The sequence below is a fragment of the Trinickia sp. genome (assembly GCF_051953405.1).
Classification (GTDB): Bacteria; Pseudomonadota; Gammaproteobacteria; order Burkholderiales; family Burkholderiaceae; genus Trinickia.
On record NZ_JBQCIV010000082.1, the window covers coordinates 147,211 to 162,289 of the forward strand.

16 protein-coding genes are annotated in these 15,079 nt (G+C 63.8%); 9 read left to right on the forward strand and 7 right to left on the reverse strand.

The window, feature by feature from the left end:
* Positions 1-2 precede the first annotated feature (2 nt).
* Genes ACTHN9_RS14285 through ACTHN9_RS14300 form a run of 4 tightly spaced genes read left to right on the forward strand, consistent with a single transcriptional unit; the run spans position 3 to position 6,135 of the window.
* Complete coding sequence (locus ACTHN9_RS14285) at positions 3-1,619, forward strand: TolC family protein (RefSeq protein ID WP_440537415.1); 1,617 nt, start codon at positions 3-5, stop codon at positions 1,617-1,619.
* A 48-nt stretch (positions 1,620-1,667) separates the two neighbouring features.
* Entirely contained in the window at positions 1,668-2,582 is a 915-nt protein-coding gene (locus ACTHN9_RS14290) for an efflux RND transporter periplasmic adaptor subunit (RefSeq protein WP_440537416.1), read from the forward strand.
* Positions 2,579-3,940 carry an efflux RND transporter periplasmic adaptor subunit gene (locus ACTHN9_RS14295; RefSeq protein ID WP_440537417.1) on the forward strand — a complete coding sequence of 454 codons (1,362 nt, stop codon included), beginning with the start codon at positions 2,579-2,581 and terminating at the stop codon, positions 3,938-3,940. The genes ACTHN9_RS14290 and ACTHN9_RS14295 overlap by 4 nt, the downstream gene beginning before the upstream one ends.
* Positions 3,925-6,135 (forward strand): HlyD family efflux transporter periplasmic adaptor subunit, encoded by a 2,211-nt coding sequence (locus tag ACTHN9_RS14300; protein WP_440537418.1) that lies wholly within the window; start codon positions 3,925-3,927, stop codon positions 6,133-6,135. The genes ACTHN9_RS14295 and ACTHN9_RS14300 overlap by 16 nt, the downstream gene beginning before the upstream one ends.
* Positions 6,136-6,143: 8 nt before the next feature.
* Here ACTHN9_RS14300 and ACTHN9_RS14305 read toward each other — a convergent pair whose 3' ends face one another.
* From ACTHN9_RS14305 to ACTHN9_RS14315, 3 genes are all read right to left on the reverse strand, one after another.
* Entirely contained in the window at positions 6,144-6,272 is a 129-nt protein-coding gene (locus ACTHN9_RS14305; protein ID WP_440537419.1) for a hypothetical protein, read from the reverse strand.
* Between the two features lie 134 nt (positions 6,273-6,406).
* Positions 6,407-6,850, reverse strand: a complete 444-nt coding sequence (locus tag ACTHN9_RS14310) for a VOC family protein (RefSeq protein WP_440537420.1) — start codon at positions 6,848-6,850, stop codon at positions 6,407-6,409.
* A gap of 201 nt (positions 6,851-7,051) precedes the next feature.
* Positions 7,052-7,765: a FadR/GntR family transcriptional regulator gene (locus tag ACTHN9_RS14315; RefSeq protein ID WP_440537421.1), complete on the reverse strand. Its 714-nt coding sequence runs from the start codon at positions 7,763-7,765 to the stop codon at positions 7,052-7,054.
* A gap of 169 nt (positions 7,766-7,934) precedes the next feature.
* On the opposite strand from ACTHN9_RS14315, the gene ACTHN9_RS14320 reads away from it, so the two are divergent.
* From ACTHN9_RS14320 to ACTHN9_RS14330, 3 genes are read left to right on the forward strand one after another with little or no spacing between them, the layout of a single operon-like run.
* The gene (locus ACTHN9_RS14320; RefSeq protein ID WP_440537422.1) at positions 7,935-8,726 is read left to right on the forward strand and encodes a (Fe-S)-binding protein; all 792 of its coding nucleotides are present in this window, start codon (positions 7,935-7,937) and stop codon (positions 8,724-8,726) included.
* Positions 8,723-9,454, forward strand: a complete 732-nt coding sequence (locus ACTHN9_RS14325; RefSeq protein WP_440537423.1) for a LutC/YkgG family protein — start codon at positions 8,723-8,725, stop codon at positions 9,452-9,454. The genes ACTHN9_RS14320 and ACTHN9_RS14325 overlap by 4 nt, the downstream gene beginning before the upstream one ends.
* Positions 9,451-10,896 carry a LutB/LldF family L-lactate oxidation iron-sulfur protein gene (locus ACTHN9_RS14330; protein WP_440537424.1) on the forward strand — a complete coding sequence of 482 codons (1,446 nt, stop codon included), beginning with the start codon at positions 9,451-9,453 and terminating at the stop codon, positions 10,894-10,896. The genes ACTHN9_RS14325 and ACTHN9_RS14330 overlap by 4 nt, the downstream gene beginning before the upstream one ends.
* A gap of 75 nt (positions 10,897-10,971) precedes the next feature.
* On the opposite strand, the gene ACTHN9_RS14335 is transcribed toward ACTHN9_RS14330, so the two are convergent.
* Positions 10,972-11,313, reverse strand: a complete 342-nt coding sequence (locus ACTHN9_RS14335; protein ID WP_440537425.1) for a zinc ribbon domain-containing protein YjdM — start codon at positions 11,311-11,313, stop codon at positions 10,972-10,974.
* Positions 11,314-11,316: 3 nt separating this feature from the next.
* The gene (locus ACTHN9_RS14340) at positions 11,317-12,195 is read right to left on the reverse strand and encodes a helix-turn-helix transcriptional regulator (RefSeq protein ID WP_440537426.1); all 879 of its coding nucleotides are present in this window, start codon (positions 12,193-12,195) and stop codon (positions 11,317-11,319) included.
* A gap of 104 nt (positions 12,196-12,299) precedes the next feature.
* On the opposite strand from ACTHN9_RS14340, the gene ACTHN9_RS14345 reads away from it, so the two are divergent.
* Both ACTHN9_RS14345 and ACTHN9_RS14350 read left to right on the forward strand, forming a co-directional pair.
* Positions 12,300-13,184 carry an SDR family oxidoreductase gene (locus tag ACTHN9_RS14345; protein WP_440537427.1) on the forward strand — a complete coding sequence of 295 codons (885 nt, stop codon included), beginning with the start codon at positions 12,300-12,302 and terminating at the stop codon, positions 13,182-13,184.
* A 105-nt stretch (positions 13,185-13,289) separates the two neighbouring features.
* A complete protein-coding gene (locus ACTHN9_RS14350; protein ID WP_440537428.1) occupies positions 13,290-13,691 on the forward strand; it encodes a hypothetical protein in 402 nt (133 codons plus the stop codon).
* Positions 13,692-13,726: 35 nt separating this feature from the next.
* Here the strand turns inward: ACTHN9_RS14350 and ACTHN9_RS14355 are convergent, their stop codons facing one another.
* Both ACTHN9_RS14355 and ACTHN9_RS14360 read right to left on the reverse strand, forming a co-directional pair.
* Positions 13,727-14,650 carry a glutaminase gene (locus ACTHN9_RS14355; protein WP_440537429.1) on the reverse strand — a complete coding sequence of 308 codons (924 nt, stop codon included), beginning with the start codon at positions 14,648-14,650 and terminating at the stop codon, positions 13,727-13,729.
* Between the two features lie 240 nt (positions 14,651-14,890).
* Positions 14,891-15,079, reverse strand: a 189-nt coding sequence (locus ACTHN9_RS14360) for a hypothetical protein (protein ID WP_440537430.1), incomplete at its 5' end; no start/stop codon positions are given.

The window sequence follows — 15,079 nt, forward strand, 5'->3', positions numbered from 1 at the left end:
GCTTGACACTGCTGTCGGCCGCGGTGCTGTCGGCCTGCGCGATCAAGCCCGAACCGATCACGCAAGCGGAGCACTTCCAGCGCGCGCAGGACGACTACAAGACGCTCTACTCGACCTACGTCCCGCTCACGCGACCCTTGACGTTGTCCGATGCGATCTCGCGTGCGTTGAAATACAACTACAACGCTCGGCTTGCGAAGACGCAGGAGACGCTGCAGGATCGGCAACTCGATCTGGCCATCGCGCAAATGCTGCCGCGTCTCGCGGCCAATGCGGGCTACACGTGGCGCAACAACGACAACGCGGCCGAAAGCGTGTCGGAACTCACAAGGCAGCAGTCGCTCGAGTACTCGTTTTCGGAGCAGCCGTCGCACGCGACGGCTTCGCTCGAACTGTCGTGGAATCTGCTCGATCTCGGCGTGAGCTATTTTCAGGCGAAGCAACAGGGCTACCGTACCTATGCCGCCGTCGAGCGTCGCCGCAAAGTCATCGACGACATCGTGAAGAGCACGCAGGAAGCGTATTGGAAGGCGGTAGCCGCCGATCGCCTGCTGCCGCGCTTGAAGCCGCTGCTGGCCGAGGCCGACAAGATGCTCGAGAACTCGCGCGAGGCAAGCCGCCAAAAGCTCGTGCCGCAATTGCAAGGTCTCGATTATCAACAGAACATGCTGTCGGTAGTCGGTCAGTTGCGCCGCATGCAGACCGATCTGAACACGGCGCGCGTTCAGCTCGCCTCGCTGATCGATGTCCCCACCGACGTGCCCATCGATTTCGCGCCGATGGACCTCGACTATGCGACGGCGGCCGCCAAGGTCGATCCGCGCAAGCTGGAAGCACTCGGGCTGGCGATGCGGCCCGAACTGCGCGAAGAAGCCTATCAGGAAAAGATCGATCAGCAGGACGTCTACAAGGAGATCGTCAAGATGATGCCGGGCGTGGGCGTGCTCGGCAGTCTCAACTACGACAGCAACCGGTATCTGTATAACCCGAACTGGGCGCAGCTCGGTGTGAACGCTACGTTCAACCTCGTCAATCTGATCGAGGGACCGAAGGCGATCTCGGCCGCGAAGGCGTCCGTGGAGGTATCGCGCCAGCGCCGGCTAGCACTGAGCGTTGCCGTTCTGACTCAAGTCAACCTCAGCTATCAGGAATATCTGGCGGCGGTGGAAGACCTCGATATCGCCAAGCAGATCAACGATGTGGAGCAACAGATTCGAGTTGCCTCGGCGAACGAAGCGAAGGCGCAAGAAGAGTCGGAGGCGGACCGCGTTCGCCGCGACCTTGCTTCGATGGTCGCGGAGTTCAGCTACGACCGCACGATCGCGCAGGTGCATACGGCGCTCACTAACCTGTACACATCGGTTGGCGTCGATCTCGTGCCGCCGACCGCCGATACGGACGACCTCGACAAGCTCAGCGAGCGCGTGAAGATGGCGATCGCCGGTTGGGAAGCGGGACAATTGCCGACCGTCGCGGTGGCGTTGCCTGCCGCATCCACGTTCGCCGCACCGGCCGGCACCGCCGCGCCCGCGGCGGCCGAAGCCAAACCGAGCGCGGCGACGACACCCGCCGCGGGACCGGTGGCGGCGGCCTCGGGAACCATCGTCGCTGCGCAATGAGCGCGGTTCGTGACTAAGCCGGAACGTTTCGGTGGATCGGAAATTCTTATGAAAGTGCATCGACAGGACCCGTCCGTGGCCGGCAAGCGCATGGCGCGTGCCGCATTGGTTGCTCTCATCGCCGGGGCGGGCGCCATAGCGACGCTTGCGGCGCAGGCATCGTCAACGTCGACATCGACGCCGCCGAACTCCCCTGCCGTGGCGGCGCCGAAGGTGGCGTTCCCATTGCCGGCGACGGCGCAGCCCCATGCGCCGGCCATGCCCTCGGCGTCGTCGGCGCCCGATATCCGCGTGCAGCTCGTGGCCGATACCCTCGCCACGATGGGCGCGCCGATGTCCGGACGGCTCACTCAGTTTCCACTGCATGACGGCGATCGATTCAAGCAGGGGCAGGTGCTTGCACGGTTCGAATGCGGCGAAAAGGAAGCGGCGCTCGCGCATGCCCGTGCCGTGCTCGAAAGCCGAAAAGCCGTGAACGAAAGCAAGCAGCGCCTGCGCGCACTCGGTACCTCGAGCCAGGTCGAGTACGAAGTGGCGGCGGCGGACGAGAAGCAAGCGGCCGCCGACTTGCAGGCGGCGCAATCGCTCGTCGCGAACTGCGCCGTCGCCGCGCCGTTCAGCGGCCGGGTATCGGCCGTCTATGCCCACAATTACCAGTACTTGCAAACGGGTGCGCCGCTGCTCGAAGTGCTCAGCGACAAAAGTCTTGAACTCGAGATGATCGTGCCTTCGATGTGGTTGTCGTGGCTCAAGCCGGGTAGCCCGCTCAAGGTCGCCATCGACGAAACGGGCAAGACCTATCCGGCGACGCTCGATCGGCTCTCGGGGAAGGTCGATCCGGTCAGCCGCTCGGTCAAGGTCTACGCGCGTATCGACAATCCGTCGGAGGCGTTGTTGCCGGGCATGAGCGGCCACGCGACCTTCACGCCGCCCGCAGGCATCGCTTTGACTGCCCGGCAATGAATTCGCCGGCCGGTGCGCTCAACTATCAGCTGTTGCGGCTCGGAGCGGTGCTCGAGCTCGAACGGCGCGCTCGCGCGGCGGCGCGAGAGGAGTTAGGTTTCCTGATCGTCAACGAGACGGCCGGCGTGGTGCCGTATCAGCAGGCCGCTTTGTGGCGAACCGATCCGAGCGATGGCGAGCGGCTCGTGCTTTCCGGCGTGGCGTCGGCCGAGCGCGGCGGGCCCTACTACCTGTGGCTCGAACGCGTGTTCGCCGCAGTAATGGGCGAGGGCACGGCCGGTGCGCAAGCCGATCCGCTGCGCGCCATCGTCCCGGCCGATTTGCCCGAGCCGCTCGCCGCCGAGTGGCTCGAATGGTTTCCTGCCCAGGCCCTGCTGTGCCCGCTCGGGTGGCGCGATCGGGCGCCTGCCGGCTACTTGCTGCTCGGCCGTGCCGATGCCTGGACCGATAGCGATCGGCAGCTCCTCGAAGCGCTCGCGGGCACGTTCGCGCAGAGCCTGTTGCTGCATCGGCAGGTGCGCAAGCCGAGTGTCGTTGCGCAATTGGCCGTACGCAAACGCGCACTGGCGGTGGCCGCCGCCGTCTTGTTGGCGATTGCGCTCTTTCCCGTGCGCGAATCGGTACTCGCGCCGGCGGAAGTCGTGCCGGTCGATCCCGCGCCCGTGCGGGCACCGTTCGACGGCGTCGTCGGTGCGCTGCGTGTCGAGCCCAACCAAGTGGTGAGGGCGGGGCAGCCGCTCGTTTCGTTCGACCAGACCCAGCTTCAGACGCGTTATGAAGTGGCTAAGAAAGCGCTCGACATGGCGCGCGAAGAGTATGCCGACACGTCGCAGCAGGCGATGAGCGACGACCGCGCGAAAGCGCGGCTCGCCATGCTGTCGAGCAAGGTCGATCAAGATCAGGCGGAACTGGCCTATGACGAAGACATGCTTCAGCGGGCGCAGATTACATCGCCCGTCGACGGCGTCGCGATCTTCGACGATAGCAGCGAATGGATCGGCAAGCCCGTCGTGCTTGGCGAACGGATCATGGTCGTGGCCTCGCCCGCGCGTACGCAGTTGCAGATCGAAGTGCCCGCAAGCTCCGTCGTCTCGTTCGCACCGGGGGCGGAGGTTGTCTTCTTCAGCAATTTGCAGCCCGATCGGCCGGCCTATGGGAAGCTGACCTTCGCCAGCTATTCGAGCACGGCCGCGGCCGACGGCGTGATGTCGTACGCGTTTCGAGCTTCGCTCGCCCAGGCGTCGATGCTGCGGCTCGGACTGAAGGGGACCGCGAAGATCTACGGGCCGCGACGCTCGCTGGTGCTCTGGCTGCTGAGGCGGCCGCTGACGGTGGTACGCGAATGGCTGTCGATCTGACCGAGATGCCGCGCGAATGCGAGGCGGAAACGGTGCGTCCCGCACCGGGCGCGGACACGAGCCCGGCCGCACCCGCGGGCCACGCGGGCCCGAACCCGCCTGTCGCCTTACCCGGGTTGAGAGAGGACCTGAAGCTGATGCCTGGGCCGGCGGCCAGCGATGGTAGCCCGACCTGGACCTTGCACGACCCGGCGCGGCATCGCTACGTGCGCATCGGTTGGCTCGAATTCGAAGTGCTGGCGCGCTGGGCGCTCGGAAACGCCGAAGCCGTGGCGCGTTCCATTTCGACGGAGACGACGATACGCGCAACGACGCAAGACGTATCGGACGTGCTGAATTTTCTTTATCGCGCCGGGCTCATCGCGCCTGCCGATGCGCGCTCGACGGAGCGGTTCGCGGCAGAGCTGGCAGCGCAGCGATTGTCGCCCGCCCGCTGGCTCTTGAAGAACTACTTGTCGATCAAGATGCGTCTGTTGAACCCCGATCGCGTTTTGTCGGCTGTGGTGCCGCGCATAGGGTGGGTATTCACCCGCGGGGCCGCGATCGCGCTCGCGTTGCTCGCGGCGCTCGGTTTCTATCTGATCAGCCGTCAATGGGATGTCTATACGCACAGCCTGCTGCATCTGTTTTCCCTGCAAGGCGCCGCACTGGTCGGGCTCGCCCTCGCATCGGCGAAGGTCGTGCACGAGATCGGGCACGGTGTCGTGGCTAAGCGCATGGGCTGTCGGGTCCCGGCGATGGGCGTCGCGTTCCTCGTGCTGTGGCCCGTCTTGTGGACGGACACGACGGATGCATGGCGTTTGACCGATCGCCGTCAGCGGCTGGCGATCGACGCGGCGGGCATGGTCGCGGAAACGACGCTTGCCGTTTTCGCGTCGCTCGCGTGGTCGATCCTGCCCGACGGCGCGCTACGGACGGGCGCGTTTCTGCTCTCGAGTTCCACTTGGCTGCTGACGATCGCGATCAACGTCAACCCGTTGATGCGTTTCGACGGCTATTTCCTCTTGTCGGATTGGCTCGAGGTGCCGAACTTGCAAGAGCGCGGTTTCGCGATCGGGCGCTGGTGGCTGCGCGAGACGTTGTTCGGGCTCGGCGATCCGCCGCCCGAGCATTTTCCGCGCAACAAGCAACGGATCCTGATTGCCTATGCGCTGGCTTGCATGGTGTATCGGTTCTCGCTGTTTCTCGGTATCGCGCTCGTTGTCTATCACAAAGCGTTCAAGGCGCTCGGGATCTTCTTGATGTGCGTCGAGATCGGCTGGTTTCTCGTGCGTCCGATCGTCGGCGAGCTGCGCGTGTGGCAGTCGCGCTTGGGAAGCGATCGCCCGAACCGGCGCGCCACGGTGACGATCGCTTGCTGCGGCGCCGCGTTCTTGCTGCTGGTCGTTCCTTGGCGCAGCGAAGTCTCGGCGCCGGCGCTGATGCGCGCCGCGAAGCAGGCGACGCTCTATGTGGCCGAGCCGGGACAGCTCGTCAGGCAATCGGGCAATGGCGTTGCCGTAACCGCCGGCCAGCCGGTATTCGAACTCCGGTCGCCGACCGTCGAATACCATAAGGCGGTCGCGCTCGCGACGCTGGCGGGCGAGCAGAGCCGGATGAAGGGGCAAGCGTTCGATCCTGAGGAGGCGGCGATGATCGGCGTCGGCGAACAGGAGCTGCAAGGCGCCATCGCTGCAGTCGATCAGGTCGCCGCCCAAGAGGCGCTGCTGACCGTGCGTGCACCGTTTTCAGGTGTGGTCACCGATGTGCCGCCGATGCGCGAGGGCGAATGGCTGCCGCGTCGCGAGCCGCTTGCGGTACTGATCGACCCATCGTCGGCCGCAGTCGAAGCATTTGTCGGCGAGGCCGACTTGCCGCGTGTGCATCCGGGTGCGCGCGCGCGATTTTTCCCGGAGAACGGCGATCCGCCGATCGATCTCGTGGTGTCGGGCGTCGAGGCGAGTTCCGCGCGCGTGCTGGATGTGGCGGAACTCGCATCCGTCAACGGCGGAGGGGTAGCGGTGCGCAAGACGGCCGACAACAAGCTCGTTCCCGAAACAGCCGTGTATCGCGCCGTGCTCGTGCCGCGCGATCGCGGCGTGAAGGCATGGCGGCGTTTGCGCGGACAAGTGAACATCGACGGCGATAGGGCGAGCCTGATCGGGCAGATCTATCGGCGCGTCGTTGCAGTGGCGATCAGCGAGAGCCAAATGTAGGCGCGCCGTTAGCGTGGGGCGGCGGCGCCGGAATGGCGCGTTAGCGCGGTATACAGCGCGTCGGCCAACTGCAATCGAGCGAGACGGGCCGCTGCAACGGTGCCGCCCATGCTGATAAAGCCAATGCGCGAGGCCATGATATTAATCGCGCAGGAATACCGATGCCAGCTCGTGCGGATCGGGTCGCCCAGTTAAAGCGCGCATCGGTGCGGCTAAAAACTGGCGCCAAATTCCAGGGCCGGCGCGATTCGAGCGAAGCGGGTACGACTGCTTACTCGTCGAACAACGCCGTATAGCGGCGCTGCATCTCCTCGGGTGTCAGCGCTTCGATCGGCGAGCCGAGCATCCATTGATGGCCGAACGGATCGCGCACCGTGCCGCTGCGTTCGCCATAGAAGTGATTGGCGAGGGGCCGGACGGCCGACGCGCCGGCCTGGATCGCGCGTTCGAACAGCGCGTCGACATCGTCGCAATGGAGGTGCAGCAGCACGCTTGTCGTGCCATCGGCCGTCGGTCCGAGCATGCCGTACTCGGGGAACTCGTCGGAAAGCATGATCGTCGCCGGGCCGATCTTGACCTCGGCGTGGCCGATGCGGCCGTTGGGTTCGGCCAGACGGAACTGCTCGACGCCGCCAAAGGCTCGTGCATAAAAATCGATCGCCGCAACGGCGTTGCTGACGCGCAAATACGGAAAAACCTCGTGGATCTGGCTCATGGGTACCTCCGGTCGATATCCAAGCGATTATCCAAGGGGGCTGGCATCCCGAGTGCTGCTCCGACGGTGATACTACGGGTTTTGCGCGGCGAGGTCGTCCACGAATTCGTTGCAGGTGGATCTGGTAGGGCGCGCGAGGCGCGGCACAGCTTCAAAGGAGATTGCCGGTTGCCGGTTCGACCACCTGCCCGCCGCCCCCCTTCACTCGGCCTCGCTCCGCACGCGATTGCGCACGAAATCGATATGGGTGTGCATCGCCGTGCGCGCCTCCTCGGGGCGAGCGTTGCAGATCGCATCGCACAGCGTCCGGTGTTGAATCAGCAACTGATCGGACGCCTCCCGATCTTCCGAGCGCAAATCGGTGCCGTTGATCGTGATGTGCTCGCGCAGCAGGCCGATCACGCTGGTATGCAGATGCAGGAACATCGTATTGTGCGAGGCGAGTGCGATGGCGTCGTGCAACTGCGCGTCCGCGCGCGCTTCGCCCTGTTTGTCGTCGCGCGCCCGCGCCTGTTCCAGTTCTCGCAACAGCGAACGGATGCGCGCGATGTCCGTGGCGTTGGCGCGCAGCGCCGCGAAATGCGCTGTCGCCCCTTCCAGCACGCGCCGAAATTCGAGGATGTCGTCGCGCAGGGCCGGATGATCGGCAACCAACTGTCCCCATGGCGAGGCGATGCCCGCGCGCAGTCGATCCGTTGCGAACACGCCGGCACCGCGCCGGCTTTGCAGCAGGCCGCGCGCCGAGAGTCTTTGAATGGCCTCGCGCACCGTGTTGCGGGATACCCCATATTGCTCCGCCAAAACGCGCTCGGCGGGTAATCGCGTACCCGCGGGCCAGGTGCCGTCGAGCAAGGCCGTTTCCATGCGCCGCATCACCGCCTCGACCCTGCCTCGCCCGCTCGTGCCTGTGGTCATACCCCTGTCTCCGTTGCTTGCGTTGAGTGCAGCGATGTCGGCTGCACTGGTCCAACCAATTTGAATTGTCTCGCATGTTTGTCCATCATGCGCCAACGATTCAAACGAACCGCGCCGTGCCCTGATCGAGTCGACGGATGCTTCGCGCGGACGCATTCTGGAGCGAGACATGAAGGAAAGGCAATATCCAGCGGCCCCGCGCGACGTGTATCTCTTCGCGACGTGTCTGGTCGATTTGTTCGTGCCGGAGGCGGGGCTCGACGCGGTGAAGCTGCTCGAACGTGAAGGGCACGTTGTGCACTTTCCTCGGGCGCAAAGCTGTTGCGGCCAGCCGGCCTACAGCAGCGGCAACCCGGAGCAGGCGCGCAAGGTCGCCCGCGCGCAACTCGACCTGTTCTCGAATCCCTGGCCCGTGATCGTGCCGTCCGGCTCGTGCGCAGGCATGATGCGGCACCATTGGCCGCGCCTGTTCGCAGACGAACCCGCGATGGCCGAGCGAGCACGCGAACTCGGCGAACGCGTCTACGAGTTGAGCGAGTTCCTGCTTCGCGTGCTGCGCATTGAATGGCCGAATGCCACCGACGCCGCGCCCGAGCGTGTCGTGCTGCACACATCGTGCGCGGCGCGACGCGAAATGGGCACGCGCGTGCATGGCGTCGAACTCGTCGACGCGCTGCCCGGCGTGACGCGCGTGGAGCACGAACGCGAATCGGAATGTTGCGGCTTCGGCGGTACGTTTTCGCTCAAACACCCGGACATATCGGGCGCAATGGTGCGCGACAAGGTGGCGTCGGCCTGTGCAACAGGCTGCGAGCGGATCGTGTCGGCGGATTGCGGATGTCTGCTGAACATTGGTCATGCAGCAAAGCGTCAAGGCGCGCCGATTCAAGTCGAACACCTGGCGAGCTTCTTGTGGCGACGGACGCAACGCACGACTTCGGATGATGGGGGTGAAGCGTGAACGCACGTGAACGGATGCTTGCCCGCTTGCGTTGCGCGGCTCCCACAATGGTTTCGCCGGAAGAGATCGATCGGATCGACGAGCGCATCGATTCGCATTACGACGGCCGCCGCGACATGTTGCCCGCTGCCGCCCGGACGACGTCGGCGCTCGTCGATGCGATGCAGGCGGCGCTGACGGCGTCTCACGCCGAAGTCTTTCGCACGACGGCACAGGCATGGCCGACGTTGATTGCACAACGGCTCGAGCAAGCGAACGTCGAGCGTCTGTTAGTGGATCCATCCAGTAAAGAAGGCGCCGCCCTAAGGCGAGCGTTGCCATCGTCGATCGAACCGCGCGCCTACGATCAAACAATCGAAGCGTGGAAGTCCGAATTGTTCGAGACGATCGACGCGGGCTTCACCGTGGCGCGCTCGGGCATCGCTTCTACCGGCACGCTAGTGCTCGTGCCCGATGCGGGGTCGCCACGCACCGCATCGCTCGTTCCGCCGCTCCATGTCGCCGTGGTCTATGCGAATTCGCTCCACGCGGATTTACACGCTGCGATGCGTGCCGAACGATGGGCGTCGAACATGCCGACGAATCTGGTCCTCGTCTCGGGACCGTCCAAGACATCGGACATTCAACAAACGCTGGCCTATGGCGCGCATGGTCCGCGCGAACTATGGGTGGCGATCGTCGAAGGCGAGGGCGATGCCAAGCCGCTTGCGAATGGAGAACAGGCATGAACGCGCGGCCAATGCACTTCGTCCCGACACAAGACTTCAAAGCGCGCGCACGCGCAGCGCTAGAGGATACGAAACTGCGAACGAGTTTTCGCGGTGCGATGGACTTCCTTCAAACGAAGCGGCGCACGCAGTTCCCAGACGAGGAGGAATTGCAGCATCTTCGCGAGCTGGGCGAAGCAGTTCGTCGACACGCGCTGTCGCGCTTACCGGAACTGCTGGAGCAGCTCGAGCGGACGCTCACGGCGCATGGTGTCCAAGTCCATTGGGCGGAAACGGCTGCCGATGCCACCGCGATCGTTCACGACATCGTGCGTTCGCACGACGCCCGCCGTGTGATCAAGGGCAAATCGATGGCGAGCGAGGAAATCGAATTGAACGATTACCTCGAAGCGCGCGGCATCGACTGTATCGAATCCGATATGGGCGAGTACATCGTGCAGCTTGCGCACGAGAAGCCCTCGCATATCGTGATGCCGGCCATTCATAAGACGAAGGCCGATATCGCGGGCCTGTTCGAGCAGCACATTCCCGACGCGCGCTATACGGAAGACGTCGATGCACTGATCCAAACGGGGCGCCGTGCACTGCGGCGCGCCTTTGCCGATGCGGATATCGGCCTATCCGGCGTCAACTTCGCCGCGGCCGATACGGGCACGCTCTGGCTCGTCGAAAACGAAGGCAACGGCCGCCTCTCGACCACAGTACCGGACGTGCACATCGCGATCATGGGTATGGAGAAGGTGGTGGCGAAGCTGTCGCACATCGTGCCGCTGTCGAGTCTGCTGACGCGCTCGGCAACCGGGCAGGCGATCACCACGTATTTCAACTTGATTACCGGACCACGCCGAGAAGGCGAGCGCGACGGACCGCGCGAAATGCATGTGGTCCTGCTGGACAACGGACGCACGCAGGCCTATGCCGACGAACAGCTGCGCGCGACGCTGCAATGCATACGCTGCGGAGCGTGCATGAATCACTGCCCCGTTTATACGCGCATCGGCGGGCATGCGTATGGGACGACTTATCCGGGCCCGATCGGCAAGATCATTTCGCCCCACCTGCTCGGCCTCGAAGAAACCGCCGACCTTCCGACCGCATCGACCTTATGCGGCGCCTGCGCGCAAGTGTGCCCGGTGCGTATTCCGATTCCCGAATTGCTGATCAGGCTTCGCACCGAAGCGAACCGGGATCCGAATGAGGTGGTGGCGCATCCGCTGCGCGGGCAAGGCGCGAAATTCAGCCGGGAAGAACGATTCGTCTGGCGTTTTTGGAGCGGCGCGTTCGCGCACCCGCGCGCTTATCGAATGTTGCGCTGGGTCGCGACGCGCCTGCGCGGCTTTGCGCCGAAGAACCAGATGGGCTGGACCGACCACCGTGAACCGCTTCAGCCCGCCGCGCGCAGCCTGCATGACTTGATGGCCGAGCGCGGTCAACCCGAGTAGGCGAATGTAGGAAGGGCCGTCTGTGCCGCGAGAAGCAGCGAGCCGGCGGCCCCGGTCATCCGCGATGCTAGCCGTTCACACCTTCTTGACGAATTCGGACTTCAGGCTCATTGCGCCGAAGCCGTCGATCTTGCAATCGATATCGTGGTCGCTGTCCACGAGCCGGATGTTCTTTACCTTAGTGCCCATCTTGATTACGCCGCCCGAACCCTTGAGTTTCAGGTCCTTGATGACGGTCACGGTATCGCCGTCCGCCAACACGTTTCCCGCCGAATCGCGATAAACCTTAGCAGCCGTTTCGGTCGGAGCGGTGGCGCCGGCCGACCATTCGTGCGCACATTCCGGGCACACGTAGAGGCTCCCGTCTTCGTAGGTGAACTCGGAACCGCATTTCGGGCAGGGAGGCAATGTACTCATGAATTAATCCTTGGTGCCCGGCAAAGGCAATGAAAGCGAGGGAGTATACGGGGTCCCATCTTCGATCGACGCCACGGCGCCGCGTATACGCTCGGCAATGTGCTCGTCGAGCGGCGTGTACACGATCATGCTCAGATCGGGCCGGCCATCGACGGCGAACGCCGAGTACTCCATTTCGATGGACCCGAATTCAGGATGCCGCAATCGCTTGACGTTCTCGCCATCGCCGTGGCCGAACACCTGGTTTTCGCGCCACATGCGGTCGAACTCGGGGCTGGTGCGGCACAGCTCGTCCACCAGATCGGCCACTTCGGACGCCAGCCCTGCACGAGCGACGTCGGCGCGAAATGTGCCGACAACGAACCGCGCGACGCTTTCCCAATTGAACTGTCTCGAGCGAACGGATGGGTTGCCGAACAGAAAGCGCAAGATGTTTCGCTGGCCCGGGGGCAGTGCGCCGTAATCGGTGAGTACGACGGTTGCGGCGCGATTCCAAGCGACCACGTCCCAGGTCGCCGTCTTGATGATGGAGGGGCAGGTGCGAAGCGAATCGAGCACGCGCTGCAACCGCGGGTTCACGCCGGCGGGCGGCTGATAGCGTACTTCGGGCGGCCGCCCGAGGGCGAGCATGAAAAGATGTTCGCGCTCGATGCTGGTGAGCATCAGCGCCTCGCAGATGCGCTCGAGCACCGCGGCCGAAGGCGCGCCGCCCCGGCCTTGTTCGAGCCAGGTGTACCACGTCGCACTGATATTCGCGCGCTGAGCCACTTCTTCTCGGCGCAGGCCGGGCGTGCGCCTGCGGCCTGCAAAGCCAAAGCTGGCCGGATCGAGCCGCGTGCGGCGGCTGCGTAGAAAATCGCCAAGGGTTTCGGCAGCGTTCATGGCGAAGGTTAGCCTGTTAGCGGTTTTACCGGGATAAATTCACTACTTCAATAGCATATCGAATGATCGCATAGTGCGCGGGTGTCTATATGGGAGAGTTGACTATGCGGATTTTCGTAACGGGGGCAACGGGGTTTATCGGCTCGGCTCTGGTGCCTGAACTAATCGGCGCGGGACATCGCGTCATCGGCATGACGCGATCGGATGCGGGCGCACACGCGTTGACCGCTGCGGGCGCGGAGGTACACCGCGGCGTACTCGAAGACCCCGATAGCCTGCGCGCCGGAGCCGAAAAGGCGGACGCCGTCATTCATCTTGCATTCGACCACGATTTCTCGAACTTCGTGGCGAACTGCGAGAAGGACACGCGCGCGATCGCCGCGCTGGGATCGGCGCTGGCCGGTTCGGATCGCCCGCTCCTGATCACGTCGGGTACGGGAGCCGGCAGCCGCGGTAATGGCGAGCCGGCCACCGAGGACGTTTTCAATCTCGATCATCCGAACCCGCGTCTCGCATCCGAGATCGCTGGCCAGGCACTGCTGGAGGCGGGCGTGAATGTGTCGGTCGTGCGCTTGCCGCAAGTCCACAACCCGTTCAGGCAGGGTCTCATTACCCCTCTGATCCAAATCGTCCGCGAGAAGGGCGTGTCCGCCTATGTGGAAGACGGCGATAACCGCTGGCCTGCGGGGCATCTGTCGGATGTCGTGCGCTTGTACCGCCTGGCAATCGAAAAGGGCGAACGCGGCGCGCGTTATCACGCGGTGGGCGAAGAGGGCGTGAGCACGCGCGAGATTGCCGAGGCGCTGGGGCGCGGCCTGAAAGTGCCGGTGATGTCGATCACGCGCGAACAGGCGTCGGGGTACTTCGGATGGCTGGCGTTGTTCGCTGCGCTCGATATCCCCGCATCGAGTGCGCAGACGCGCGCGCGGTTGGCCTGGCAACCGACAGGCCCGACGCTGATCGCCGATCTGGACGAAGCGCGCTACTAGCGCACGGTCACCGTCATTGCGGGTTTGCGCTGGCCAGCAGCAGGGCCGAGCGCAAGCCCGGAATGCGACAAATGCTATATCGAAGGGGTGAGTTCGACTTACACGATGTACGCGCCCTTGACCCCGACGATGCACGGCAACGCCTACACCGTCGACGTGAAGACCGACGCTTTCTTGCCGGGGCGACGCGGTTGGAAGTTTTCAGGGCTGCTGGTCTACACGAACGGCCAGACATTGAAAGACAGGGGTTCGGTCGAATCGGCCGAACTGCTGGTGGCGGCCTTCGATGAAAAGAGCCTTCCGAATTGGGCCGGCATGATTCACGCGACGGGAAACCGCTTGGACGTCTCGTGCGAGACCGCGACGGATCCGATCGAACATCCGAACGATAAGGCCTATCTGGAATGTGTCGATACGGTCTCGAAACGCGTTGTGCGACTCACGCTTCGCGACAGCGATCTGCACAGCGTCGAACTCAACATTCATCGCGCGACTCGATCGAACTGAGGAACCGAGGCGCAGGCAACCTGCGCCTCGCCGTATCAAAAGATCGACCGCCCGGAATGCGTCGTCAACCATTCGAGCGCTAGCGTACCGGCAAGCGAGTTGCCGTTTGCATCGAGTCCCGGCGACCAGACGCACACGGCCATCTCTCCAGGCAGCACGGCCACGACCCCGCCGCCCACGCCGCTCTTCGCCGGCAAGCCCACGCGATAGACGAAGTCCCCCGCGGCATCGTAAGTGCCGCAGGTCAGCATCAACGCCGAAAGGCGCTTGGCCGAGCTGACGTCCAGAATGCGCTCGTTCGATACGGGCGCCACGCCGCCGTTGGCAAGAAACAGCGCGGCCGTTGCGAGTTCGACGCAATTCATTTCGATGGCGCATTGGCGGCAGTATGCCTCGATGACTGCATCAACCGGCATTTGCATATTGCCGAAGCTCGCCATGAAATGCGCCATCGCGCGGTTGCGCTCGGCGTGCTGGAGTTCCGATGTCGCGACGCGTTGGTTGTAGTCGAGGTCGGCGACGCCCGTGAGCCTACGCATGAATTGAACGAGGGCCGTCTCTGCGCCGACGAAGCGGCGGCACAATACGTCGGTCACGACCAGTGCGCCTGCATTGATGAACGGATTGCGGGGCTTGCCGCGCTCGCTTTCGAGTTGCACGAGCGAGTTGAACGCCGTGCCGGAGGGTTCTCGGCCGACGCGCTCCCACAATGCATCGCCGAGCAGCTGGAACGCCAGTGTGCAGGCAAAGAGTTTCGAAATGCTCTGGATCGAGAAGCGCTGTTTCGCATCGCCGACCGAGAATACTTGGCCGTCGAGCGTGACGACCGCCATCCCGAACCGCTCCGGCGGCACCTTCGCGAGTTCCGGAATATAGTCCGCTACGCGGCCGGCGGCGCGCCACGGCTCGATGTCGCGGTAGATCTGTTCGAGAATTGCGTGATAGTTCTGGTCGGTCATTGGCGATGCTTCTTAGTAGCCATGGAATCGGCCCGCGATCATACCGCACCGGCATGACCGTACCGCTCGCTGCGGCGAGGCCGTGCCTCCCCTGTATCGTTCGGCATTGCTGAAGTGCTTTGGAGAAGTCGTTCCAAATAACGCTTGCACTGCATCTGGAAGCCGCCTAGAATGCGCCCTCTCGTTCAGTCAGAGCGACTGAACGAAGGGAAGCGGGGCCTTGTGGAGTGCGGTTTTTCGCTAGGTCATCGTCGACGGTTCGATAGCTAGCAGAAGCCAAGCGACGCTAAAAAAACTGTTGACGCGATGCAAGAAGTTCTGCATAATCTCGTTTCTCTGCTGCTGACGCAGCAACGCAAGACGGGCGGTGCTAGAGGGGAAGTTGCTCTGGTGCTGCTGGCGGTTAAGCGACGCGATCTTTAAAAATTT

Bases quoted from the DNA above. Each gene is read 5' to 3' on its own strand.
- ACTHN9_RS14290 (WP_440537416.1), top strand. From the start codon at position 1,668: ATGAAAGTGCATCGACAGGACCCGTCCGTGGCCGGCAAGCGCATGGCG.
- ACTHN9_RS14295 (WP_440537417.1), top strand. From the start codon at position 2,579: ATGAATTCGCCGGCCGGTGCGCTCAACTATCAGCTGTTGCGGCTCGGA.
- ACTHN9_RS14300 (WP_440537418.1), top strand. From the start codon at position 3,925: ATGGCTGTCGATCTGACCGAGATGCCGCGCGAATGCGAGGCGGAAACG.
- ACTHN9_RS14305 (WP_440537419.1), bottom strand. From the start codon at position 6,272: ATGGCCTCGCGCATTGGCTTTATCAGCATGGGCGGCACCGTTGCAGCG.
- ACTHN9_RS14310 (WP_440537420.1), bottom strand. From the start codon at position 6,850: ATGAGCCAGATCCACGAGGTTTTTCCGTATTTGCGCGTCAGCAACGCC.
- ACTHN9_RS14315 (WP_440537421.1), bottom strand. From the start codon at position 7,765: ATGACCACAGGCACGAGCGGGCGAGGCAGGGTCGAGGCGGTGATGCGG.
- ACTHN9_RS14320 (WP_440537422.1), top strand. From the start codon at position 7,935: ATGAAGGAAAGGCAATATCCAGCGGCCCCGCGCGACGTGTATCTCTTC.
- ACTHN9_RS14330 (WP_440537424.1), top strand. From the start codon at position 9,451: ATGAACGCGCGGCCAATGCACTTCGTCCCGACACAAGACTTCAAAGCG.
- ACTHN9_RS14335 (WP_440537425.1), bottom strand. From the start codon at position 11,313: ATGAGTACATTGCCTCCCTGCCCGAAATGCGGTTCCGAGTTCACCTAC.
- ACTHN9_RS14340 (WP_440537426.1), bottom strand. From the start codon at position 12,195: ATGAACGCTGCCGAAACCCTTGGCGATTTTCTACGCAGCCGCCGCACG.
- ACTHN9_RS14345 (WP_440537427.1), top strand. From the start codon at position 12,300: ATGCGGATTTTCGTAACGGGGGCAACGGGGTTTATCGGCTCGGCTCTG.
- ACTHN9_RS14350 (WP_440537428.1), top strand. From the start codon at position 13,290: ATGTACGCGCCCTTGACCCCGACGATGCACGGCAACGCCTACACCGTC.
- ACTHN9_RS14355 (WP_440537429.1), bottom strand. From the start codon at position 14,650: ATGACCGACCAGAACTATCACGCAATTCTCGAACAGATCTACCGCGAC.